Source organism: Aquibacillus kalidii (genome assembly GCF_014280935.1).
Classification (GTDB): Bacteria; Bacillota; Bacilli; order Bacillales; family Amphibacillaceae; genus Aquibacillus_D; species Aquibacillus_D kalidii.
Genome location: NZ_JACLZI010000034.1, coordinates 35,627 through 59,668 on the forward strand (window position 1 = coordinate 35,627; position 24,042 = coordinate 59,668).

31 protein-coding genes and 1 riboswitch are annotated in these 24,042 nt (G+C 34.2%); of the genes, 8 read left to right on the plus strand and 23 right to left on the minus strand.

Annotation, left to right across the window (positions count from 1 at the left end; translation table 11 throughout):
- The first annotated feature begins 86 nt into the window (after positions 1 to 86).
- The 5 genes from H7K77_RS06865 to queE all read left to right on the plus strand — a co-directional run bounded on the left by H7K77_RS06865 (position 87) and on the right by queE (position 3,805).
- Positions 87 to 956 (plus strand): EamA family transporter, encoded by an 870-nt coding sequence (locus tag H7K77_RS06865; RefSeq protein ID WP_186576989.1) that lies wholly within the window; start codon positions 87 to 89, stop codon positions 954 to 956.
- A gap of 102 nt (positions 957 to 1,058) precedes the next feature.
- Positions 1,059 to 1,571: a CBO0543 family protein gene (locus tag H7K77_RS06870; protein WP_186576990.1), complete on the plus strand. Its 513-nt coding sequence runs from the start codon at positions 1,059 to 1,061 to the stop codon at positions 1,569 to 1,571.
- Between the two features lie 249 nt (positions 1,572 to 1,820).
- Positions 1,821 to 1,865: riboswitch (PreQ1 riboswitch) on the plus strand.
- A gap of 83 nt (positions 1,866 to 1,948) precedes the next feature.
- Entirely contained in the window at positions 1,949 to 2,617 is a 669-nt protein-coding gene (queC, locus tag H7K77_RS06875; RefSeq protein ID WP_186576991.1) for a 7-cyano-7-deazaguanine synthase QueC, read from the plus strand.
- Positions 2,617 to 3,084 carry a 6-carboxytetrahydropterin synthase QueD gene (queD, locus tag H7K77_RS06880; protein ID WP_186576992.1) on the plus strand — a complete coding sequence of 156 codons (468 nt, stop codon included), beginning with the start codon at positions 2,617 to 2,619 and terminating at the stop codon, positions 3,082 to 3,084. The genes queC and queD overlap by 1 nt, the downstream gene beginning before the upstream one ends.
- Positions 3,077 to 3,805 carry a 7-carboxy-7-deazaguanine synthase QueE gene (gene queE, locus H7K77_RS06885; RefSeq protein WP_186576993.1) on the plus strand — a complete coding sequence of 243 codons (729 nt, stop codon included), beginning with the start codon at positions 3,077 to 3,079 and terminating at the stop codon, positions 3,803 to 3,805. Before queD ends, queE begins: the two co-directional genes overlap by 8 nt.
- Before the next feature lie 52 nt (positions 3,806 to 3,857).
- Here the strand turns inward: queE and H7K77_RS06890 are convergent, their stop codons facing one another.
- From H7K77_RS06890 to H7K77_RS06900, 3 genes are all read right to left on the minus strand, one after another.
- The gene (locus tag H7K77_RS06890) at positions 3,858 to 4,481 is read right to left on the minus strand and encodes an HAD-IA family hydrolase (protein WP_186576994.1); all 624 of its coding nucleotides are present in this window, start codon (positions 4,479 to 4,481) and stop codon (positions 3,858 to 3,860) included.
- Positions 4,482 to 4,871: 390 nt separating this feature from the next.
- On the minus strand, positions 4,872 to 6,410 hold the full coding sequence (locus H7K77_RS06895) for a malate:quinone oxidoreductase (RefSeq protein WP_186576995.1): 1,539 nt from the start codon (positions 6,408 to 6,410) through the stop codon (positions 4,872 to 4,874).
- A 441-nt stretch (positions 6,411 to 6,851) separates the two neighbouring features.
- Positions 6,852 to 7,385 carry a GNAT family N-acetyltransferase gene (locus H7K77_RS06900; RefSeq protein ID WP_186576996.1) on the minus strand — a complete coding sequence of 178 codons (534 nt, stop codon included), beginning with the start codon at positions 7,383 to 7,385 and terminating at the stop codon, positions 6,852 to 6,854.
- 119 nt (positions 7,386 to 7,504) lie between these two features.
- Between H7K77_RS06900 and H7K77_RS06905 the strand changes: the two genes are divergently transcribed.
- Positions 7,505 to 8,080: a DUF6434 domain-containing protein gene (locus H7K77_RS06905; protein WP_186576997.1), complete on the plus strand. Its 576-nt coding sequence runs from the start codon at positions 7,505 to 7,507 to the stop codon at positions 8,078 to 8,080.
- A 111-nt stretch (positions 8,081 to 8,191) separates the two neighbouring features.
- Here H7K77_RS06905 and H7K77_RS06910 read toward each other — a convergent pair whose 3' ends face one another.
- Positions 8,192 to 8,656, minus strand: a complete 465-nt coding sequence (locus H7K77_RS06910) for an NUDIX hydrolase (RefSeq protein ID WP_186576998.1) — start codon at positions 8,654 to 8,656, stop codon at positions 8,192 to 8,194.
- A 103-nt stretch (positions 8,657 to 8,759) separates the two neighbouring features.
- A complete protein-coding gene (locus tag H7K77_RS06915) occupies positions 8,760 to 9,377 on the minus strand; it encodes an NUDIX hydrolase (RefSeq protein WP_186576999.1) in 618 nt (205 codons plus the stop codon).
- Positions 9,378 to 9,606: 229 nt separating this feature from the next.
- On the opposite strand from H7K77_RS06915, the gene H7K77_RS06920 reads away from it, so the two are divergent.
- Positions 9,607 to 11,433, plus strand: coding sequence for a beta/alpha barrel domain-containing protein (locus tag H7K77_RS06920; RefSeq protein WP_186577000.1), 1,827 nt, complete (start codon positions 9,607 to 9,609; stop codon positions 11,431 to 11,433).
- A 31-nt stretch (positions 11,434 to 11,464) separates the two neighbouring features.
- On the opposite strand, the gene H7K77_RS06925 is transcribed toward H7K77_RS06920, so the two are convergent.
- The 10 genes from H7K77_RS06925 to H7K77_RS21815 all read right to left on the minus strand — a co-directional run bounded on the left by H7K77_RS06925 (position 11,465) and on the right by H7K77_RS21815 (position 18,246).
- Positions 11,465 to 11,830: a hypothetical protein gene (locus H7K77_RS06925; RefSeq protein ID WP_186577001.1), complete on the minus strand. Its 366-nt coding sequence runs from the start codon at positions 11,828 to 11,830 to the stop codon at positions 11,465 to 11,467.
- Positions 11,831 to 11,942: 112 nt separating this feature from the next.
- Positions 11,943 to 12,194, minus strand: a complete 252-nt coding sequence (locus H7K77_RS06930) for a hypothetical protein (protein ID WP_186577002.1) — start codon at positions 12,192 to 12,194, stop codon at positions 11,943 to 11,945.
- 76 nt (positions 12,195 to 12,270) lie between these two features.
- Positions 12,271 to 13,014, minus strand: coding sequence for an alpha/beta hydrolase (locus H7K77_RS06935; RefSeq protein WP_235988857.1), 744 nt, complete (start codon positions 13,012 to 13,014; stop codon positions 12,271 to 12,273).
- A gap of 15 nt (positions 13,015 to 13,029) precedes the next feature.
- Positions 13,030 to 13,167, minus strand: a complete 138-nt coding sequence (locus H7K77_RS21230; RefSeq protein ID WP_235988858.1) for a hypothetical protein — start codon at positions 13,165 to 13,167, stop codon at positions 13,030 to 13,032.
- Positions 13,168 to 13,300: 133 nt separating this feature from the next.
- Positions 13,301 to 13,723 (minus strand): GNAT family N-acetyltransferase, encoded by a 423-nt coding sequence (locus tag H7K77_RS06940; protein ID WP_186577003.1) that lies wholly within the window; start codon positions 13,721 to 13,723, stop codon positions 13,301 to 13,303.
- A 93-nt stretch (positions 13,724 to 13,816) separates the two neighbouring features.
- Positions 13,817 to 14,362 carry a GNAT family N-acetyltransferase gene (locus H7K77_RS06945; RefSeq protein WP_186577004.1) on the minus strand — a complete coding sequence of 182 codons (546 nt, stop codon included), beginning with the start codon at positions 14,360 to 14,362 and terminating at the stop codon, positions 13,817 to 13,819.
- Between the two features lie 194 nt (positions 14,363 to 14,556).
- A complete protein-coding gene (locus H7K77_RS06950; protein WP_186577005.1) occupies positions 14,557 to 16,692 on the minus strand; it encodes a heavy metal translocating P-type ATPase in 2,136 nt (711 codons plus the stop codon).
- Positions 16,685 to 17,053 (minus strand): ArsR/SmtB family transcription factor, encoded by a 369-nt coding sequence (locus H7K77_RS06955; RefSeq protein ID WP_186577006.1) that lies wholly within the window; start codon positions 17,051 to 17,053, stop codon positions 16,685 to 16,687. The genes H7K77_RS06950 and H7K77_RS06955 overlap by 8 nt, the downstream gene beginning before the upstream one ends.
- 400 nt (positions 17,054 to 17,453) lie before the next feature.
- Positions 17,454 to 17,726 carry a hypothetical protein gene (locus H7K77_RS06960; RefSeq protein ID WP_186577007.1) on the minus strand — a complete coding sequence of 91 codons (273 nt, stop codon included), beginning with the start codon at positions 17,724 to 17,726 and terminating at the stop codon, positions 17,454 to 17,456.
- Positions 17,727 to 18,036: 310 nt separating this feature from the next.
- Positions 18,037 to 18,246 (minus strand): hypothetical protein, encoded by a 210-nt coding sequence (locus H7K77_RS21815; RefSeq protein WP_186577008.1) that lies wholly within the window; start codon positions 18,244 to 18,246, stop codon positions 18,037 to 18,039.
- Between the two features lie 367 nt (positions 18,247 to 18,613).
- Here H7K77_RS21815 and H7K77_RS06970 point away from each other — a divergent pair, with 367 nt between their 5' ends.
- Positions 18,614 to 19,054 (plus strand): cell wall hydrolase, encoded by a 441-nt coding sequence (locus tag H7K77_RS06970; protein WP_328701057.1) that lies wholly within the window; start codon positions 18,614 to 18,616, stop codon positions 19,052 to 19,054.
- Positions 19,055 to 19,194: 140 nt separating this feature from the next.
- Here H7K77_RS06970 and H7K77_RS06975 read toward each other — a convergent pair whose 3' ends face one another.
- The 8 genes from H7K77_RS06975 to H7K77_RS07010 all read right to left on the minus strand — a co-directional run bounded on the left by H7K77_RS06975 (position 19,195) and on the right by H7K77_RS07010 (position 23,818).
- Positions 19,195 to 19,974, minus strand: a complete 780-nt coding sequence (locus H7K77_RS06975) for a nitroreductase family protein (RefSeq protein ID WP_186577009.1) — start codon at positions 19,972 to 19,974, stop codon at positions 19,195 to 19,197.
- A 375-nt stretch (positions 19,975 to 20,349) separates the two neighbouring features.
- Positions 20,350 to 20,688 carry a hypothetical protein gene (locus tag H7K77_RS06980; RefSeq protein WP_186577010.1) on the minus strand — a complete coding sequence of 113 codons (339 nt, stop codon included), beginning with the start codon at positions 20,686 to 20,688 and terminating at the stop codon, positions 20,350 to 20,352.
- A 17-nt stretch (positions 20,689 to 20,705) separates the two neighbouring features.
- Entirely contained in the window at positions 20,706 to 20,951 is a 246-nt protein-coding gene (locus H7K77_RS06985; RefSeq protein WP_186577011.1) for an alpha/beta fold hydrolase, read from the minus strand.
- 415 nt (positions 20,952 to 21,366) lie between these two features.
- Entirely contained in the window at positions 21,367 to 21,963 is a 597-nt protein-coding gene (locus H7K77_RS06990; protein WP_186577012.1) for a hypothetical protein, read from the minus strand.
- On the minus strand, positions 21,954 to 22,325 hold the full coding sequence (locus H7K77_RS06995) for a hypothetical protein (protein ID WP_186577013.1): 372 nt from the start codon (positions 22,323 to 22,325) through the stop codon (positions 21,954 to 21,956). Before H7K77_RS06995 ends, H7K77_RS06990 begins: the two co-directional genes overlap by 10 nt.
- Positions 22,326 to 22,600: 275 nt before the next feature.
- On the minus strand, positions 22,601 to 22,780 hold the full coding sequence (locus H7K77_RS07000) for a hypothetical protein (protein ID WP_186577014.1): 180 nt from the start codon (positions 22,778 to 22,780) through the stop codon (positions 22,601 to 22,603).
- Positions 22,781 to 22,932: 152 nt separating this feature from the next.
- On the minus strand, positions 22,933 to 23,328 hold the full coding sequence (locus H7K77_RS07005; RefSeq protein ID WP_186577015.1) for a hypothetical protein: 396 nt from the start codon (positions 23,326 to 23,328) through the stop codon (positions 22,933 to 22,935).
- A gap of 127 nt (positions 23,329 to 23,455) precedes the next feature.
- Complete coding sequence (locus H7K77_RS07010) at positions 23,456 to 23,818, minus strand: VOC family protein (protein WP_186577016.1); 363 nt, start codon at positions 23,816 to 23,818, stop codon at positions 23,456 to 23,458.
- Positions 23,819 to 24,042: the final 224 nt, after the last annotated feature.

The window sequence follows — 24,042 nt, forward strand, 5'->3', positions numbered from 1 at the left end:
CCTGTTGTAAATGATGATTTAGTATAATTTCAGTTCGACTTTTACAAACTGAAAGTAATGCAATATAGAATGGAGACATCTTAATCATGAGTATTTTGTTAGCCTTATTGGCTGCCCTATTTGCTTCTTTCACTGCTATTTTAGCTAAAATTGGTATCGAAAAAGTTGATTCTAATTTAGCTACAGCGGTAAGAACCGTGGTAGTACTTCTTATGGCGTTTATTATGGTCGTTATTACTGGACAGACCGGCCATTTATTTTCAGTTTCTACAACGCCTCTAATCTTCCTAATACTAAGTGGATTAACAACAGGATTATCATGGATTTTCTTCTTTAAAGCGATTCAAATTGGTGATGTCTCCAAAGTAGTACCTATAGATAAAGCTAGTGTTGTGTTAACCATTTTACTATCCTTTGTTGTTCTTAAAGAACCGGCAACATTTTTTGTCGTTTCTGGTGGAATTATCATCTCTATAGGAACATTCGTATTGATTGGAAAAGGGAAACAAAAAGAAAAAAATGACAAAGCGTTTAGCACAAAGTCCTATATTTTTCTAGCTATCCTTTCCGCACTTTTTGCTGCTTTAACCAACATTCTTGCTAAGATCGGTATTGAAGACGTAGATTCGAACATAGCAACTTTTATCCGAACAATAGTTATCCTCCTATTTGCTTGGGGGATCGTATTATTTCAAGGTACCTACAAAGAAGTGAAACAGATTTCTAGAAAATCCTTTTTATTTCTATTCCTATCTGGCTCAGCCACAGGTTTATCATGGTTATGTTACTTTGGAGCTCTTTCACTAGGGAAAGTTAGTATCGTCAATCCAATTGATAAATTTAGTGTCGTAATAACCATGCTACTAAGTTTTATTATACTAAAAGAAAAACCAACAAAGTCTACTATTTATGGAGCCATCCTTATTACGGTTGGGACTGCTTTGCTAATAATTTAGACCCGCAGGAATTGTTAGGCTTTTTTTGGATAGAGATTTTTAAAGCACACATAAATTCTAATTCAAATGGAATCCTATTTGCTAAGAGGTGAACATAAGCTAATGAATAATAGATTAGAGAAAACAATTGAAATATTAGCTTGGATTGTAACAACATTGCTATTAATAAAGTATGTTCCTAAGAATAGAATACGCGAAGCAAGCTTATCTTTTATATTTAAACAAGCCATTACTTGGCTTTTCGGTTTGGTAGTTGTGGAAAATAAGCTGATTTCTTATCCCTATCGTCTATTTTTCAAGAAATCAAACAAGGCTAGTTTCACTTTTGAATATTTTGTCTATCCATCACTTTGCTGCTTATTTAATTTGTATTATCCGGAAAAGAAGCAGCCTATCATCAAATTTGCTTACTATTTTATCCATACGTCTATTATAACTGTTTTTGAAATTATCGCTGAAAAATACACAGACTTAATCAAGTATAATAGATGGAAATGGTATTTTAGTTTTATTACAATTTGGTTGTCCTATTATATTTCTAGGGTCTATTATAGATGGCTATGTAAAAGAAGATCTGTTAATGGAAAAGTTTTTTATAACCTTTTCAAGTCCTAGGAGCTAGTCGCTTATAAGAGTCAAGCTTTTAGGACCCTATTCCCCTGCATTAACGAACAACCTTTCTACATTTTATCCCACGTCTATTTACCGAAAAAATAGCATTATTATACTTATACTTTATTAATGGAATAGTAATCGTTTTTTAAACGTTTTACAAATCACATATATAATCTGTAAATAAAACCATTTTTTCCTTGAATATGTTATAATAGTGAAGTTACTTTAAATAAATAATCTGCAAATATTGCAGGAGAGGTTCTAGCTACACCCTCTATAAAAAACTAAGGATACACTGTACTTTGACTAGGTATAGTTTTTCATGTTTATTTGGGTTAGTAGAATTCTCTTTTATTACAAAAAGGAGAATTTTTTTTATGAAAAAAAACAATAGAGCTGTTGTTGTATTTAGTGGAGGCCAGGATAGTACTACTTGCTTATTTTGGGCTCTTAAAAACTATGACCACGTTGAAGTGGTCACATTCGATTATAATCAAAGACACAAGGAAGAGATCGAGGTCGCAAAGGAAATTGCGAACGATTTGAACGTAAAACATCATGTGCTAGATATGTCCTTACTTAATCAACTTGCACCTAATGCCTTAACACGTGATGATATTGAGGTTAAAGATGGCGATGGAGATGACCTACCTTCCACATTTGTCCCAGGCCGTAATCTTTTGTTCCTGTCTTTTGCTACCATATTAGCAAAGCAAATTAACGCAAAGCACATTATTACGGGTGTTTGTGAAACTGACTTTAGCGGTTATCCGGACTGCCGTGATATGTTTATCAAATCTCTAAATGTCACGCTAAATTTATCAATGGATGATCAATTCGTCCTACATACTCCATTAATGTGGCTTGATAAAGCTGAAACATGGGAGCTTGCTGATCAACTGAATGCTTTTGATTATGTTCGAGAAAAGACCCTAACTTGTTATCATGGTGTTCGTGGGACTGGTTGTGGAGAGTGTCCAGCTTGTAAACTCAGACAGAAAGGGCTAGACGCTTACCTCGAAAAAAAGCAAAGGGTGAGCTCCTAATGTTTGGGTTTACAATAGTAGAAAATTTACAGAAAATAGACAAGGATATTAAACGATATGAGCTCAAATATCATCGTAAGCGTGTGATGGTTAGTAAAGAGTTTACGTTCGATGCAGCACACCATCTCCACTGTTATCAAGGTAAGTGTAAGAATCTACATGGGCACACCTATAAGGTCATTTTTGGTATTAGTGGTTTTGTGGATGACATTGGAATTGTGATCGACTTTGGGGATATAAAAAGAATTTGGAAAGAACAAATTGAGATCTACCTAGACCATCGATATTTAAATGAGACACTTCCTAAGATGAATACGACAGCTGAAAATATGGTTGTTTGGATTTATGAAAAAATGGAGCAAGCCTTGCAATCTGAACAAAGTGATTGCCAAGTTGAATTTGTTAAGCTGTATGAAACGCCAACTAGTTACGCAGAAGTAAGACGGGAGTGGATGGTCAATGAATAAATTTCCCGTTATCGAGATATTTGGACCTACTATTCAAGGAGAAGGTATGGTTGTAGGTCGTAAAACTATGTTTGTCCGAACAGCCGGATGCGATTATAGTTGTTCCTGGTGTGACTCTGCATTCACATGGGATGGGAGTGCAAAAGAAAATATAAAACGATTAACTGCTGATGAAATTATTAACCAACTAAAAGAATTAGGCGGAGATCAGTTTGATCACGTAACTATATCAGGAGGTAATCCCGCCCTTCTAGCAAAGCTTAATGAGCTAATTAATCCACTTCACGATTTAGGAATGGAAGTGGCCATTGAAACACAAGGGAGTCGTTGGCAAGAATGGTTTATCACTGTTGATGATCTAACTCTATCACCGAAGCCGCCGAGCTCTGGTATGGTTACAAACTGGGAAATTCTCGACGATATTATTGGTCATTTAGAAAAGAATAACCGACTTAATAAGACTAGTTTAAAAGTTGTTATTTTCAATGATCAAGACCTCGAATATGCAGAGAAAGTACACCAGCGGTATCCTAATGTATCTTTATTCCTACAAGTAGGAAACGATCAGTTACAAGAAGATAAAATTAGTAATTTGACAAGCTATTTACTCGATAAATATGAATGGCTCATTAATAAAGTTGTGGATTCAACAACTCTTAATAGCGTTCGAGTTCTTCCTCAAGTTCATGCACTTGTATGGGGAAATAAACGTGGTGTATGATTATATTGGCGGATCCTTTCACAGGATCCGCTTTATTTGATCAATTAACAAGTTATTTATCGTCAATTATGGAATATAGTTTCTGTAAATCATCAATTGTGTAATCAGAAATCTCGCTGTTTACTTTTCCTTCAGTAAAGAAACAGCCATCAACTCCTGCATTTTTTGCCGATAAAATATCTAGGTCTCTATCTCCAATCATGATCGCTTGACTCGGGTCAAAACTATGCTTTTCCACAAGATATAGAATCGCGTCGGGACTTGGCTTTCTCTTAAAACCATTTTCAGAAGTTATAAAGTCTGTAAAGTATTTATCTAAACCAAATTTTTTCAATAACTGTATAGAAGACTCCCCCCTATGGGTGTACAAATAATTATGTTTATTAGAATCATAAATGTACTTACATATTTCTTCTACCCCTGCAAAAGGCTTGGATATGCCAACTTCTATATTTTTTCTTTTCATCTTATACTTCTCAATAAAATCATGATCTATTTGATATTTCGCTTCATAGTACTTCAAAGCATGAGACATTGAAACCTTCATTTGATTGATAATTTCTTCTAAAGGCTCATTATTGCCCCTCTCCTCTAGAAGTTCTTTAAATATACTAGCCATTACTGGATACGTATCAAAAAGAGTTCCATCAAAATCCCAAATTATATGTTTATACATTTTTCTCCCCCTCATTTATAGCCCTCTACTTTAGGACCTAGTTTATAATAATCTAGCGTACCGAAAAGATACATGTTGTTCTCCAGTCTTCGTTACTTTAGTCTTTTTCTTTTGAAATGAAAAAACCCGAGTTTCATAAAAAGGAATACCTCTCTGATTCCCTTTCTGCACAGAAACCCACTGTTCCGTAACTAGGCAGAATTATTAACTGATTTTTGTTTAATTGTTACTAGAACTCTATATTTATTTTATAGGATTAATTTAAAGATATTATAGGAGACATAATATATTTTAACATTATTTTCCTACTCTTAGTTATAATTCTCCCGCAAAACTAAAATAACCTTCGATCAACATTTGATCGAAGGTTGCTAATAGCTGACTAAAATTTCATCTGCAATTTTCATTTAAAACGTTATTTTCTTGATGTGAAGAATCATGTAAAGTATCACTTAGACCAAGCGATTGAGCTGTTGAGATGTGAACTTCACTGAGAAGATCGGGGTTATCCATTAGCGAAAGGCCATAAGAAGGTATCATTTCTTTGATTTTAGGCTCCCATTCTTTCATTTGTTCTGGGAAGCATTTATTGATAACCTCAAGCATTACATGTACAGCAGTAGAAGCACCTGGAGAAGCACCTAGTAAAGCGGCTATTGAACCGTCTTCACCTGTTATGACTTCCGTACCAAACTGTAAGGTACCTTTTCCACCTTCTTTTGTGTCTTTAATAACTTGAACACGTTGACCCGCCACTACCAAATCCCAATCATCGGTTTTAGCATTGGGGATAAATTCACGTAATTCTTCCATGCGCTTCTCTTTTGATAGCATTACTTGTTGGATCAGGTATTTTGTCAACGACATGTTTTTAGCACCTGCAGCCAACATAGTGAAAAGATTATCAGGTTTTACCGATGTTAATAAATCAAACATTGACCCAGTTTTTAAAAACTTAGGTGAAAAACCGGCAAATGGACCAAATAGCAATGACTTTTTATTGTCAATAAACCGTGTATCTAGATGCGGAACAGACATCGGAGGAGCCCCTACCTTGGCTTTACCATATACTTTTGCATGATGCTGCTCAATAACTTCTGGATTGTTACATACCATAAATAATCCACTTACTGGGAATCCCCCAACATGCTTTCCTTCAGGGATACCTGATTTTTGAAGTAAATGAAGGCTTCCACCGCCACCACCAATAAAGACGAACTTGGCAGTATGACGTTCGATGGTCCCACTTTGAATGTTCCTCACTTTAACTTCCCATAATCCGTCACTCGTGCGTTTAATATTATTAACACTATGTTTATAGTTAAGATTGACGTTATGACTCTCTAGATGACTAAATAACATTCGAGTTAACGCACCAAAGTTTACGTCTGTTCCAGAATCTATAGTTGTGGCCGCAATGGGTTCTTTCGATGTACGTTCTTCCATAACAAGCGGAATCCATTCCTTGAGTTTTTCAGGGTCGTCAGAAAATTCCATCCCTCGAAAAAGCGGATTTTTTGACAGCGCTTTAAAACGTTTCTGTAAAAAATCTACATTTTCCTTCCCTTGTACTAAGCTCATATGAGGTAATGGCATGATAAAGTCCCGTGGATTGCTTATAAGGTTGCTGTTTACTAGATGAGACCAAAATTGCTTTGAAACCTGAAACTGTTCGTTAATTTTTATTGCTTTACTTATATCAATAGATCCGTCTGGTTTTTCTACCGTGTAATTAAGCTCACACAGTGCGGAGTGCCCCGTTCCAGCATTGTTCCATTCGTTAGAACTTTCTTCCCCTGGCTTTTCGAGTTTCTCAAACACTGTAATTTTCCAATCAGGTACTAATTCCTTCAAGAGTGATCCCAACGTAGCACTCATGATTCCAGCACCAATTAAGATAACGTCTGTTTCTGTTTGTCTGCTGCTCATTTTTCCCAACCTTTGCCCCTGAAATTTTGCAGAAAAGAAATGGCTATATCCGTGAAATAGCCGTCCATTAATACGCCTCTTTTCTGACTGAATAATTATCATATTTCCATCTGTACAAATTGTTTAAAGATTCATATATCTACTATTATATGATAAGTAAGCGTAATTTTAAAGCTAGTAGAAAGTTAGCTGACTAATTATTACTTTAAGAAAATCTCCGGAAAGCAAGAAAGTTAGAAAAGACTTAAGCTTGTCTTCATTATATTCAATAAACAAAGCTGTAATAATATGTTGAGAAGAAAATAATTCACAAAGTTATAAAAAGGTGGTTGGCATTCGGATGATTAGTATCTCAAAAGGGAACTGAGTTACTCTCAGCGATGTATTTGTACATGTTTTCCATGTTGGCATTTTTAAATCATTTATGTACGTCATCAAATTTCACTTGTTCTTTCTAAGAAGAGAATAAACGTATGTATCGTGTACATTCCCATTTTGATGCATATAGTCCCTAAGAATTCCTTCCTTTTGAAATCCAACTTTAGTTAGTAACGTATTAGAAGCTTGATTGTCTAAGAACACAACTGCACCTATTCGTGTAAGCCCTAATTCATCAAAACCGTATTGAATTATTTCTAATAAAGCTTCTAAGGTGTAGCCCTTCCTCCAGTGCTCCGGGTGAATTTCATAGCCGATTTCTGCTCTTCTATGCTTTTGGGACCAAGCATTAAATCCAATCGTACCAATTATTCCTTTCGTTCCTATTCTTTCAATCCCCCACCGAATCCCTCTGAATTCTTTGTAACTAGTTGCGAAAAAGTCTACAATTGATTCCGCTTGTTCCATGCTATCCAATGTTTCTTGTCCATAATAACGTGTTACGTCCCCATTAGAAAAACACCTGAATATACCTTCCGTGTCATCTCTTGTAATTTCCCTTAATACTAATCTATTTGTTTCTAAATTAGGAAACATCTTTTTTCTCTCCTTACTTCTTTTTCTTTATATTAAATCTTAAAAAAATACTATTTAAAAGTTGATCAATCCGAACGTTTGTTCTATAATATAAGCATCCCAACAAGGTGGTGAAGTAATTGAGACCTGAACTAACTAAGGAGATAAGTGTTAAAAGATTTAAAGACTTTTATTGGTTAAAATTAGAATTACAAACATTTTGCAAAGAAAACGGAATAAGTTCTTCTGGATCTAAAATGGAAATTTCAGAAAGAATAGAATCCTATTTGCAAACAGGAGAAATTAATAAACCTGTTAAAAGATCTAGATCTAGGACAAATCAGAAAAAGACATCTCTAATTAATTTAAGTCTTGACACAGTTATTCCAGAAAACCATCGGTGTAGTCAAGACGTAAGAGCCTTTTTCAAAACTGTAATCCCTAATTTTCATTTTTCTACCTATATCCAACAATACTTTAGAAATAATATTGGGAAGACGTATAGCGATGTAGTAGAAGCTTGGTATAAAGAAGAAGAACGTAAAAAGGACCCTTCGTATAAGAAACATATCGCCCCACAGTTTGAATACAATCAATTTATCCGTGATTTTTTTGCAGATCCAAATAACCACGGGAGAAATCGTGAAGAAGCAATCGATGCCTGGAACCATGTTAAGAAACTTCCAGGAAGTAATAAATACATACCAATACGTTAACGCATATTCTTACAGTATTTTAATATTTTTACTTGAATAGGGGCTATCTTACTTATACTATGAACCCTATTATTCGAATCGTTCAATAGTCTATATATGTTTTATATTAAGTTACACCCACCGACCGAACGCTTTTAAAAAACTTTTTAAAAAGTAGATTTTGAATCGCGATACCGTGATGGATGCTTTCGTAAAAATATCTTCATTTAATAAATAGTTTTTGATTTGTTTTTTTCTATTTGGTATCATCCATAAAGGTAAATTATTAGGAAGAAACCATTCTACCTTTTCCGTTTCAGGACCGTCCTGTATCGGAAGTCCACCTTCTAATTCCGCTAAGAATAAATGTTGTGTATCGTCATATTGGGGTTGATAATACTCCCCAATTTTCCGTTTAATAGATATAATATACCCCGTCTCCTCTTTTGTTTCTCTTATCGCACAATCTACCAACATCTCTCCCTGTTCTAACTTTCCTCCTGGCAAATCCCAAAGTGGATAATCCTTACGCTTTGCCAATAATATTTCACCTTTATGATTAGTAACAATACTGAAACACCCAGCACTTTTTGCCATCTTTTCAGCCACCTTTATTGAGAACTAATAATCTTAAAAAGTCTTGTTTCTCCTAGAAATTTCCCATTCCTTCTTACAGTATTTTTAAATTTAGGCTAGGATGTTAATCAATGTACACAGGTTCCAAAGGGTTATGTAAATATTTAAATACTAACTGTATTTGCGATTCCGTGTTTCTTCCAACTGATAATATTGGTAATTTGTCTTCTGGAAAAAAAGCTACTCCATTCGTTTCGATACTTTCTTTAGGTTGTCCCCCCACAATCTCACATTGGATAAACATTTTATAAACATGGTATGGTGAGGAGGGATGAGGATGACATTTTTTATCAAGCACACCAATTAGCTTTGTAGCTTTAACATCATACCCCGACTCCTCTTTCACTTCTTTAACCGCAACTTCTTTAGGGGATAATCCTATATCGCCCCATCCCCCGGGTAAAGCCCAAGCACCATCGCTTTTTTCTCTTACCATTAATAATTTATTATCTTTAAATACAACAGCTCTAATATCAACCTTTGGTGTTGCATAGCCAGTTTCGTTTGCGAAAAGATCTTTTATCACTTCGCTTTCCATATTAGCTTGCTGCGACATTATCTCAACACTTATATTTCTGACTAACTCAAACCTTTCCAAATCATACACATCTTTTGAATATGTTAGTCCAGCTTGTGCTATAGACTGTAGTTGTTTTGCCCATTCTAACCATTTTGGATCCATTACACGCACACCACCATTTTATTAAAAAATATTAATTGAACTCTACAAGTTTGCTACTAAACTACTAATTTTTATTTTATCATATTAAAGCTTTTTAAATCGTTATCCCAGGTGAACGATGCCTTTTTACTTCATTAGGTTCATGATCAGTGGAAACAATGATAGAATTAATATAAGTAAATAAATCGTATCAAACAGGTCAGAACGTTATTTTAGGAAGGTGAAATATATGCCTGATTGGTCTTATCATCCATTAAAAGTATTAATGCTAAATAAGTTATCTCCTACAACAAGTCGAGAGTTCATTCATAGATCGATGAGTTATATTGCCTCCATTCCGGGCGGTCGGAATCTTATTGGATTTTTAGGACATATGAAACCTCCGCTTCACTTGAAAAAGGAGATTAATGATGTTCATTATTGCTCACCTGTTGGATTAAGTAGTAGTATTGATCCTAATTTATCAGGTACAAAGGCATTTCAGGAGCTGGGGTTTGGATTTATCGAAATTGGGCCTATCGTCCTTACTGAACCTAAAGTACAAGATAAGCCAATTAGAAAAAACGATTCTATTTTGTTCTCAGAAAATCCAGAGAAAGTTTCTCTCCGATTAGCCATTAAGCAATTGACACGATTAGATATTCAGATTCCTATTTTTGCTAAGATCGATACTCAAGTAACTAAAAGCGAATGGAACTCCATTGTCCAGCACTTAGCACCCTTTGTTAATGCTTTTATTGGGACAAGTGCGCAGATAAAAGCATATGTAGATCAGAATATGATGGAATTAGGGTGTTCTTTTTATCTATCTATGGCGGCAGATGAGGTATTAAATAGAGAATGGAATACTACAGAACTTTTAGGTATAGATGGAGTGGTTATCTCTGCTTCCTATCGAAATGACGACAACTATTTTCAGGAAGTGGCAGAAGCAAATACAAATCTATCTAGCGCCGTCAAAAGAGTTACACAAATGCAGCGTAACCTAACAATCTTAACCTCTGGTGGAGTAGAGAAACCGGATGAGGCTCTGTCTTTAATTGATGCTGGTGCAGATTTGGTAATGGTAAAGGAAGGGTATGTAAAAGCAGGCCCTGGATTACCTAAGCGAATACATGAGCGCGTATTATATGAACAGCTAAAATTAGATAAAATTCACCACAATTGGTACTGGTCATTTCTTTTTGGGCTCTCTATTCTAATTGGAGGTTTTATTGCATTATATTTTGCACTTACCAGTATTATCCTCCCCTATGATGAGTCTTTTATCGGTTTAACGAGAGCTGAGATTTTACAAGTAAATCCACTCATCCTCTCCTTCATGTCCCACGATAGAATGGCCTTGGCTGGAACGATGATATCTGGAGGAATATTGTATATCCAACTTGCACGTCATGGCATTAAAAATAACTTACATTGGACAAAGGTTGCTTTCCACAGTGCAGCAATCATAGGATTTCTAGGAATATTCCTATTTATTGGCTATGGATATTTTGATTGGTTACACGGACTATTTTGGCTTGTGCTATTACCAATCTATTATTCCAGCTTTAAAGAGGGAAAAAGAGTTACAGGTAGTCCTTGTTCAAGTCATGGAGAAAATGATCGAGCATGGAGATACGGTCTTTATGGTCAGTTCCTGTTCATTATGCAAGGATTTATGATAATTGTAGGTGGATTTGTTATTTCTGCAATTGGGGTCTCTAAAGTATTTGTTACAACAGACTTAAGCTTCTTGTGTATGTCCCCACAAATGTTGGACAGTATTAGTAACCAATTGATTCCTGTTATCGCACATGATCGGGCAGGATTTGGTAGCGCCTTAATAAGTGTAGGTTTGCTCGTTTTAATGGTGTCTTTATGGGGCTTCAGAAAAGGAGAACGTTGGGTATGGAACACCCTTGCATTAGGAGCATTACCTGCATTTTTGGCGGGAATAGGAACACACCTTTACATTGGCTATACAACGTTTATACACTTATTACCCGTTTATTTTTTAGTATTATTATATTTACTAGGATTAGTATTTTCTTTTCCGTTTTTAAAGAAAAAATAGAGACGTTACTTTCAGTAGGTTAGTAACCTCTCTATTTCTTCTTACTTTCTCCTAACAAGTCTAATAAAACCCTACCCTCCAATATTAAATCACGATATTCTAATGAAATAATTAGTATCATTACCATGAAAACTACTACTGTTAAATAGAATAGTCTTAACCGTATTTTTCTAAATTTAAGGGGATTAACTGATATACTTAACTTCTTTGATACTATTACCTCTACACCAGTTAATATCAAAGCAAAAGTAAGCACAATGAGCGATGCAAATACCTGTTTAACTTTAATTGACACTATTAGGGATTGTTGTATAACACGCCCCTCTAAATTATCTTTTGAGACAATGAATTGTTCCGTAACATTCCCCTTCCAATCATACTGTACGACATCTAACATACTCTCTTCTATTTCGGTAAATGCATTTCAGTAATGCAATCAAATGGACTAGGCATTTCAGGTTCTCCTTACTTATTATTATAGTTTTCTCATTAAGATTAGTAATCTAAAATTAAATAAATAGCCATATAAAACCTATACACCCTATTACATTAAAGGTGATACCTACTAATGCTAATATAGCACCTCTTTGATTCAACTGTTTTCCTTCTTTCAGACTGATCACACCAATAAGTAAACCTACTAAACTCAGTATTGTTCCTTCTTTAATAAAAATCAGACCGAAAATAGCTATCATTCCGATCATAAAAGAACCTATTGCTTTTTTATTTATAGAGTTAACGTGATTAACTTGGTTACTCATCAAAATCTCCCTTATCTAAACTTTGTATGTTATCTGTAGAAACCATATACAAGATTACTTGCTTGATTTCACCCTTTTAAATTTGTTGAACAATTTTCTTAATTGCTCCTATTACTACATCTGGTCTATCTATATGTATGGAGTGGCTTGATTCTTTTGCAAAAATTAACTCACTACTTACACTCAGGTCAGTCTGATTTATGATAAGTTCTTCCCACTTTTCCTCTAACAGTCTAACCTCCCATTCTGGGAATCCCTCTTTTGCTCCCAAATTTACATTGTAGTCTTTATCTCGACCAATAACTACAAGAGGTATGTCAGGAAATTCACCTATTTTTATGATTGTGTCTGCATCCTTCTTCCAATTGCTAATTTCATCGTGTATAGCCTTATACATAGAAGGATTAATCTGAAACGTTAGCAAGCTATCTTGAATATCGATAGGAAACTGTTTTTGCTTATCACTAAGGGAAAGAGATATTAATTCTCTTAATTCCTCTTTTTCCATTGTAGAATAGGTTCGACATTTTTCTAACCAACTTTCGTCCGTTTCATCCCCATCTAACACTGGTAGGACTAATTGATCTAATTCGTGTAAATTTACTGAAGTGGAATCTACTAAAACCATCCCTGCAACCAATTCAGGAAACTTCTTGGCAAAATGTTGTGCACATAACCCACCATACGAGTGACCAACTAGAATGACCGGTTGATTTAATTCCAATTGATACATGATTTCCTTTAACTCCATAACGACAGCTTGTGTATTACGGATGTTTTCACCCAAGTCACTTAAGCCAAGACCAGGCCGATGAAACATGATTATTCTATTTGACTAATACAATGACTCTGACACATCATACCAGTCATAAAATGAGCAACCCATACCTGTCAGAATAATGATCGGTATGCCTTTGCTCCCTTTTAAAAGTACTTCTATCCTATTATTATTTACTGTTATAAACTGATTCATATACGGTCCCTCAATCTAATATGGAATGCATGCCCCTAAAGAATAAGATTATCGCAATCCTATGTATAATATCTTATCCTTCTTCAAATGAAGATAGCAGTGCTTTCGTTACAATCAATCACTTATTAATACATTATTTGTCAAACCTCTTTTGTAGAAAATACTGGTGAAATCCTTTTGGATGATCTTCCAAAACGCCAAATACTTGATAGCCATTCTTTTTATAAAATTCTGGAGCCTGGAAACTAAATGTATCTAAATAGATGAACCTACATCTTTTTTCTCTCGCAAAAGCTTCCATTTCTTTTAATAGTTTACTTCCATAACCCTTGTGCCTGACAGTTTTATCAACCCATAAGAAATCCACATGCAAATGATGCCAATACATCGTGCCCGTTATTCCAGCTATTGTTTCGCCTGAATCATCTTTCATGGTAAAGGAAATATTTTCCTTTGGGGTTTTTAACTCGTCTGGTAGCTGCTCCATATTATGTTCGATAACTTTCTTTCTAATATAATCACTTTCCTCTTGTTTACTTTGCTTTATAATCTTCAACACTTTATCCCCTTTACTAATTAGTGTAGATTACTACTAAATTCACGTTTTCCTCAATCAAGCAACCAAAGTCGAAGGGCTGCTTAAAAGTAGTTACTGGCTGTTCCAGTCATTAGCCAACATCCCGTATACGATGTGGTCAACATAATGGTCATATAACCATTCAGCCTGTCTAATACAGCCTTCGTTCACAAATCCCAATCTTTCAGGTATGGACCTGCTCTTCATATTTTCCACAGCAGCGGTTATATCAACTTTATTAAGACCCAATTCGTTAAAAGCATAATCAGTTAGTGCCTTTGCTACTCTTGTCATAATCCCCTGACTTTGATAGTCCTTTCCTAACCAATAACCTATATAAGCAATTTTATTTGTCCAATCAATTTTGTTATAACTAGCAGTACCAACGATCTCACCATTATATAAAATAAATGTTGTTAGACTTTGATTATCTGCATAGCCTCTTCTACTAGATTTAATGAATGCTTTTGTATCTTCCACGCTAGTAGTCATGTCTAACCACGGAAGCCATTCACGTAGATGTTCTCTAGAAGCATCTGTTAGCTCAAAGACCCGTTCCGCATCCTTTAGCTCAACTAACTTTAATGATAATTCTTCATCGATTTTATGTACAAACATTTTTCTCCCCCCTAAAAAGATCCAATCATTCATATTTCTAAAACGTGTAACATTTATTTTAGCATAATTATCCATTTTAAGATTACAAATTAGAAGATATATTTTCTTACATAAGTAGTAAGAGCATATAGCTTGATAATATAGAAAAGGGTTATCCATGCATCTCTGGATAACCCTTTTCCCTAGTATTTTTGTTAAAATTGTTTACTCTTTACCCTTAATAAACGAAGACTATTCAACGTTACCAAAAGGGTTGCACCCATGTCTGCAAAGATTGCTATAAATAGAGTAAGCCAACCAGGTAGAACTAAGAGTAAAGCCACTAATTTAATGGCTAACGAAAATGTAATATTTTGCTTAATAATCGTTAAAGCTTTACGACTTAATTGGATCGTGTAAGGCAGCTTACTAAGATCGTCAGACATCAAAGCTATGTCGGCAGTCTCTAATGCTGTATCTGTTCCAGCCCCACCCATTGCTACACCTACTGTAGAAGCAGCCAGTGCTGGCGCATCGTTAACACCATCACCTATCATCGCAACACTTTGATGATTACTTCTTAACTTTTTAATGAAGTTTAGCTTATCCTCAGGTAGCAAGTCTGCTTTAACATCGGAAACACCTACCAGTTTCCCAATCTTATCTGCAGTCCTCTGATTATCACCAGTCAACATTACAGTTGAGATTCCTAATTGATTTAACTGAGCAACTACTTTCTTAGAATTTGACCTAATTTCATCAGCTACAGCAATTAAGGAGAGTATTTCCCTTTCTGTACCTAAAACCATAACGGTTTTTCCTTCATTTTGTAATACTGTAATTTTATCATTAATTGATTGTTCCATGTTTTCATGTAACTCATCAAATAGATTTGGACTTCCAACATAAAATAGTTCATTATTTACTTTCGCTTTTACACCCTTACCAGTAATCGATTGAAACTCATCAACCAAAACACTATTAAAGTCTAATTCAATTTGGTCTGCTTTTCGTAAAATAGCTGAAGCTAGAGGGTGTTGTGATCCTTTTTCAATTGCAGCTGTAATACATAGTAGTTCTCTTTCATCCCTAGCAAATGTTACGAGATCCGTTACAGTTGGTATCCCTTTCGTTAATGTTCCAGTTTTATCAAAAGCGATCGCTTTTAATGCTCCAGCTTCTTCTAAATGAATTCCACCCTTAATTAATACACCGTTCTTTGCAGCATTTCCTATAGCTGTTACAACCGCAACTGGAGTTGAAACAACTAGTGCACATGGACAACCAACTACCAATACGGATAAACCTTGATAAACCCATAAGTTCCAATCAGCTCCAAACAACGGTGGGATAATTGCTATTAAAGCGGCAATTACAACGATAGCCGGTGTATAATATTTAGCAAATTTATCAACAAACGCTTGTGAAGGCGCTCGTTCAGCTTGAGCTTCTTCCACCAAATGAATTATTTTTGAAATAGTAGTATCTTCGACTTTTTTCGTAACTCTTACTTCAAGTAACCCTTCTTCATTCAATGTTCCTGCAAAAACTTCATCCTCTATTGTTTTGGATACTGGAATACTTTCACCAGTAATAGCAGCCTGGTTTAAGGTAGAAATACCACGAATAACAACACCATCCATTGCTAACTTTTGTCCTGGTTTTACAATCATAACGTCATCTACTTGTATCTCTTCAACCTGAATCAACATTTCTTCGTTCCCACGCCGAATTAAGGCTTCCTTCGGGGCTATATCCATTAAAGATTCAATCGATTGACGAGCTTTATCCATTGAATACCGCTCTAGTGCTTCGCTGATAGCAAATAATATAACGACAGTTGCTCCTTCTCCCCACTCACCAATGATTGCAGCACCTATAATGGCAATCGTCATGAGTGTGTTCATATCGAATTTCAATCTTGCTAAATTTTTAAACCCTTTTAAAAAAAGTGAATAACCACCAATTAGAATGGAAGTAGCATAACCAACCGTCGGTATAAGATGCTCCTCACCAAATTGTTGTCCTAATATCCAACTTGCCAAAAGAATTAAGGCCGAGATATAAACTTTTATATTTTCTCTTTGTTTCCAAAATGGTTCTGGGGCTTCTTTTTGTTCATTTTCATTACGCAATTTCAAATTTTCAAAAGCACCAGCCTTTTCCAGTGCTTCGATTGTGGTCTCCCCTGTTACTGTTATTTTGGAAGCTCCAAAATTAACTCTTGCATCTAAAACACCATCCAGGTGTTTCACGTTCTTTTCGAACGTTTTCGCACAGCCAGCTCAGGTGAATCCTTGAACCCTATAGGTTACTTCCTGCTCTGTTGTGTTAGAGTGTTGTTCAGACATTGACTTTCACCTCATTCCTATGAGTTAATGCGATCATCATTAACTGTTTAATGTGATTATCATCTAAAGAGTAAAAGGCCAATTTCCCTTCTTTTCTAAATTTGACAATTCCTTGTTTATGAAGAGTACGTAAATGATGAGAAGCGGTCGCAACAGTAGATCCGATGATGTTAGCAATGTCACAAACACACAACTCTTCATCCTGACATAATGCAAAGGAAATTTTCGCCCTATTTTCATCAGCAAGTACTTTAAATAACTGTGCAACACCAGTAATATCTTCTCTTTGTAACTCTGCATGTATTCGTTTTACTTTTGGTTCATCGTAACAGTAAATATCACAAGTATCCTTTTGCACCAATTCGTAAACCTCCACTCATCATTATTCAAATATTCATTTGATTATATTCTAACAATTTCCATCTTGATAATCAAATGAATATTTGAATATCAGAAAAACATCATGATAGATAAAACAAAAACTATTACCTTTTCCCGGATGAAGTAATGTACAAATTACCATTTTATTTATTAGGTTCCATTTAGAGAACTTTGATGCTTTCTGATTAACTGTTGAGATAAAATACGTAAAATGAATGCCTTGTAAGTGTTCGTATTGTTCCGTCAGAATACTCTACTTTCCGTGGTGGTACGACCTCTGATTCCTCTGGTACAGAAAACGTACTTCCAGAATTTGCAGGCTCGTGCTATTCCTGTAGGACATGGATGCTTCTAATCCATCAACCCATTGACACAGATACTTACAAAGATGAATTTTTGTTAATGTGTCTTTTTTTAATTAATGTTGCTACCCCAATAGCAAATAGTGCATGAATACCTACAAAAAGCACTGCAAAAATCCATAATTCAAAAATTTCTCTTATGATCGTATAAAGAAAACCCACAAACATACTTGTAAAGGTTAGAATGACTTTGTTGACCCTATCAAAACATAAGAGAATCATTAGGTTAATTAAAAATACAAACACACCTATTCCAAAGAAATAGATGATAATGAAAGCCAAAAATCCCATTTTCATCACTCCCTACTTACCAAATTCAAAATTAAATAGCTCCTAGCCTTTCATATTTTTTTTAGAAAACGCCATATTTCGATAGATAAACTAAGACTTAAGACTATTTCAACTAATTCAATTTCTTTCATATTAATAGTTATTAAACCATTATTAACTTGATAATATTCTAATAACTTGCCATTCAACAAATGAAAATCATGGTGATATCTATTAAAGATCTCCTCATCATTTTCTAATCTATTTTTCAGCCAAGGTAAATAAAATCCCTTTAACCAGATATCATCTGCAATTAAGTGAGTGTAGTAACCTAAAATATAAGGAGAATCCCTATGTAAACGTTTTTTTTCAAAAACTCCTTATAATTGATACTCCTTGAATAATCATCATTATCCCCACTATAAAAGTGAGACAGCTCTTTAGGTGAAACAGCGTCAGGAACGACCCCACCTACTAAGAATGATGAGTTATCCGTCAATTCTAATTCGTCTGCTATTCGGTTAGCTATAATTAAATGCATTACTCTTGAACCCTTCAACAAAGGCCCTTTATCTCATATTCATCCTTTTTTAATATTAACATATTTATCCAAGTTCCTATTATAAAGTTGAAATTAGATCATTAAAAAATAGTCCTCTTTCTTTTAACAAACCTATAAATAAAGACACCTGATTTATTTGATTACATACAATTTATTAACACTTCTCTGGAAACCCAATATTATATAACTATATGCCAATGGGATCATAGGTTACCTTTGCAGTTAGAACTGTTTACATTAAGGGTTAATTGATAAAAAGAGTTGTCATTCCAATCTGTTCAAAATCAGAAAAAGTCTACATTTTTCTGATTTTGGAAAATACAATACATTTAGAGGTGATGAAAAAGTGCCAAGAGTTAAATACACAGATAGTGATGTTGATTTAATGGCCAGGATGATGAGAGCCGAAGCGGAAGGTGAAGGGCGACTGGGAATGCTGATGGTTGGGAATGTCATAGTGAATCGGCTAAAAGCTAATTGTTTAGATTTTAAAGAACTAAGGTCCATACGCGATGTAATTTATCAAGTACAGGGTGGAAATTATTCCTTTGAGGCTGTTCAAAAAGGTAATGTGTTTTATAACAGAGCTAGGGGTGTAGAAAAGAAGTTAGCTAAACAAACATTGGAAAGTTGGAGACAACATCCTGCCAAATATGCACTATGGTATTTCAATCCGTATGCTGAATGCCCACCTACTTGGTATAACCAGCCACATACAGGGCAATATAAGCAGCATTGTTATTACGAACCACAAGCAAACACATGTGAAGGTGCCTATAGATATTAAGGTAAACTGGGACATGGGGACAGGTCCCTTGTCCCAGTTTACTACCTCTAACACAAAGGCAAGATACTAATCTAAGTCACCTTCACCTGGATCTTGTGTTAAACGAGTTACTAAAATGAACTGTACGAATCAGCAATATATCAATCATTATTCATAAAATTTTGTTTACGTAAATAGTTAAGCACTGTTTGTGAAAACTCCTGATGCGATTCTTTTGTGTACTTGGCAACCGTATAAATTTCAGCAAGATTTTGTAATCCTAGTTTTTCTATCATTTCCTTAAGTTCAGGATTTGCCATGTACCGCTGCCAACCCTTTTCCTCTCGCTCTTTGTATATTTCAAGGATACTTTCATTTGAATAATCATTATACTGCTCATAATGCACAAGCCCATTCCTTGGTAATCTGTCACGTTGGCTAGGGTTTTCCGCAGGATACCCTAATGAATACCCAACTACTGGAACAACATTTGCCGGCAAATTCAAAATCTTACCTATTTGGTCACAATTAGCAAGTGTAGATCCCATATAACATAAACCCAGTCCTGCATTTTCTGCTGCTAAAGCACAATTTTGTGATACTAAAGTTGCATCGATTGCACCAATCATAAAGCTCATAATATTATCAAAATTTTGAGGAGCTTCATGAAGCGAAAGCCATCTTCTCATTCTATTGAAGTCTGCACAAAAAGTTAATAAAATAGGGGCATCGACTACCATTGATTGTTCCATGTGTGCAGCATACAATTCTTTTCTAAGCTCTTTATCTTTTGTGACGATAATCGAATAGGCTTGCATATTGCCACTCGAAGAAGCACGAATACCCGCATCTAAGATCTGATCTAGTAATTCATTACTCACTTCTTTATCTTCGTATTCTCGTATCGACCGATGGCCATGTATAACATCTATTAAGTCCACAAAAATCATCTCCTTTACTAAACTTAAACACAACGGTCATGTTGCTATTTCTCTTATTCCCACTAATCCTTTCAATTACCTTGAATTGCAAAAACATTAGTAATCAAAATTTCATTTGTGCACTTTTCAGCAATCTCATGCACTTTGCCAAATGATTAATGAGTAGATAATCATCATCGAAACATCTGTTAGCGGACATAACAGGTAAGAATTAGTATTATGTGGTAATAATTATACTTGTTTCATTTACTCTAACTAACCAGTCTTTAACAAATATATTAATTATATTATTCTGTTCAAAGTGCAAATTGTGACCTGCATTGTCTAACACACTATAGGTTGCTTTAGGGTATAGATGTAATAAGTTAAAAGCATCTATGTAACCAACATCAGCGTCTTACCTTCCCAATAAAATGCAAACTGGCTTACTAAATAAGGTAAATCTAAATTCATCTCTGTTTCTTGTGCTTCTAACAAAAGGTTATTTAGAAAATTCATATTAGTATGTCTCATGGAATTAGAAATCTCATTTTTAATTAATTTATCAAGATCTTCCTCTATCTTAGTTACTCTATTGTATTTATTGATATTAACTTCAATATTTATTTGATCTAATCTATGAATAACAAGTGGATAAAGAAAGAAAGCTCCACGATTTTGAAAAGAATTTAATAAATGAAGTGTAATATATCCACCAAAAGAAGCTCCTATCATTAGGAATTCTTCGTCACCTACTGTATTTCTAACAAAATATTTAAAATCATATTTATCCCTACATCGTTTGCGTATTCTGTTAGACCTACACCAGGATGATCCACATATTTTCTCTTCAATGAGTCATTATAATTTTGAAAAATGGGCTCAAAACCATTCTGCATGAATTTTGAATCGGTAGCGAACCCACTAAATAGGATAATAGGTAATCCATGACCAAACTCTTCGTAATAAAACTTAATCTTATCCACTTCAACGTACATCTAACTTTCCCCCTAATGAAACCACCTTTAATTGAAAATAAACAAATACCAGTTATAAAATATTCTGAATAGTCACTATCATTTATTAGATTAACACATTTTTCATAATAATCTAATATTGGCATTAAGCTATTATGCTATGAAATGGCAAATAGTAATACATTATATGGATATATGTGGCGAAATGAAATTATTTTGTGTGGTTCCTTCAATAATTGCTTCTTATGCTATCTAAGTTGTATGGGAACTAATTTATAATGTATTATCGAATTAGTAGGTCACTGTTCGTGTTTCTATATAATTAAAGGCACTACCCTTTTGGATAGTGCCTTTATAGTAAACCTTTTAGCACAACATGAGCTGTACCCTTTGTTCCAGATACGCTATTTCAAAACCACTTAAAATAATTGGTCATTCAATCAAAAGATACAACTTTTCCATCGCTATTTATCCCTCGAAAACTGAAACTACCTACATTTTCATTTGATAACTTACTGTAATGAGCTGCAAAACCATCTTTTACATCCATTTCAATAAAAACCGTTGACTGCTCTTCGACAATACTTAATGGTGTATTTTTTTTATCATCTTGTTCATTACTAACGACTACCTTTTCAATTTCCTTATCTATTACCCCTGCAGCGAATATTACATCATAAAATTCACTCTCTTCTATTTCAGTTCCAGACCAAGTAACTTTCATTTTTTCATCAATTGTTTTTCCACTAATTGAACTTACATCGGTAATCCGTTTAAAAATACCTAAAGAGTTTTCAATTAGCTTTACATAATTGACCTTACCTGTATCCAAAACAACTATTTTTTTATCTACTAATTCTTTTTCAAATACTACTTTACCGTCTAAGTTAGGTAACGTATAACGTATTGCAGAATGCTCAGTTAAAGCGTATCCTCCAAACACTGAAGGAGCAAAATACATACTTAATAATAGTAATAACAGTATGCTAAATGTTATTAAATAGCGTTTCTTGAAATTTTTATTTAATTGCAATTTGTCTCCTCCCTAACTGACGTAGAAAAATTCAAAATTTTCTTTAAATATTCTCCCAATACCGTTTTCCGCTGTTTCCTTTTATATACTTGTAATCGAAAGCCTGTAATGTGATTCAGTATTTTAGCAAATAATTCTTCTCTTTCTTGCCATTTGGCTTCTAATGCTTGATGAGATTCCCGACGAACCCCTTCATTTACGTGTGATCGTAAGTTAATTGCCTGTGCAACAGAATGTTTTTTTTGGTGTTCATTAATAGGAATGTCAATTTTAATGCAATTGATTAGTGTTTTATAAAACCCACCCCAAGCGTGAAAACCATCTACCATTAAATGGGATAATATGCTTTCTTCTTTAGTCACAAGGAGTTACTCGCATCATTTCGCCATTCATTCAATACAAATTTATAGTTATGTAATTCTGTTTGACTGAGTAATCTCCCCCAAAGCTTTTGATCAATGTTAGTAAAGCAATTCTTCAATCTAGCTAAATTAATACTAAATCTAGATTCAATCTTAGCTATTTTCCCGCGTAAAACTGCAGCGTTCTGGTCTTTGGGATTTTGTGCAAGAAGACATGTTATATACGAATTTGCTTGGGACAGGTTAACTTTAATTTAAGTTGAATATTCCATTATCTATAAAATTTTGTCAATTTCGTTTTCGGCTTGTGGTGTTGTAAACGAAACAACATGATATTGAAAGTCATGTGCTTTCAGTTCCATGTGCTCTATAAAACTTATAAATTCACTAGATTTACTTCCATTATGAAATATGCTATCCAATTCCCAATGTTGTGAGTTGCTTATTTGTTTCATAACTTCCCCCTGGTTATTCGGAAAACAAATATATATCCTTTTTAACTTTAACATAATTTTCCTTATTTTAAACAAAAAATGCGAAATCTTATGCACGAAAGACTTCACATTTTAGTAGATATTCTAGCTATCGATAATATTTTTATTGTTGATTAGATAATATTAACTATAAAAACTACTATAACGAGTAATAACGCAATTACAACTGTCCTCCACTTCAATTCTAATTTTCTTAGTACACGGTCAATAATGAAGAAGCAAATAGCAGCTACAAGGCTCATTAATAAAAAAATTAAACCGAAAAAGCAATGTAATGAGAAGGCTATTATTTCGCGTGTGTAAATGGACGAAGAAGCTTTGTTACTTAACCAGTCAGATACAATTGATGCAATAACACCATATGTTACAGCAAACATAAAATTGATATAATATACATTTAAAAAACCGTTTAATTCTAAATCATTCGGTGCCAAGATAAATATCGCAAATAACAGACTACTTAAAACAGCAGTTAATAATTTTCTTTTTACTATAATCTCTGCCCCCATATTTACACAAAGTGATTTTCTCTAATTTTGAATATTGACTATAATCAACCTACTACATATAGTTTTTCGAAAATTCTGGCTATTAGACTAATTATGATCCTCTTATTCAAAAATACAGTAATACACATTATAGTTGAATTACACTTATTATATTTCCATTTATATCCGTCATATCAAAGCGTTTTGGTTCCCCATCTCTTAGTTGTGAAACTATCACATTTTTTCCTATTAGCTTATTTCTAACATTTTCTAAATCTTTCACAACATAATTGAAAGGCGTATATTCATTAACAGGTTGAAAGTTGGAAATCTGGACCAGGTGAAATCCACAGTTTGGGGCAATGGATAGTCCACACATTTTTTTATTTTCCCACCGTAATTCAAATCCAAATATTTCTTGATACCAAGACAACGATTCCTTAAGATTTTTAACAGGCAAAAATACGGCGTCAATTCGTTCAACTAATTTTGGATGCGTCGAATCACTCATAAAACAAATCCCCCTTTGAAAAGTTGTATATTTCTATAGAAAATATATATTCTTACAAATCACATAAACTGCAGTAAATAATTTCCTTTTTACAATGATCTCCATCCCATTATTCACATGATTTTCGACTAATTCAAAGCCTGTTACTTCATCCTCTAAACTCTTTCCGATCACTCCCATTTCTGTTCCTTTATTTAAGTCAAAAATTCAGTTATTTAAGAGAT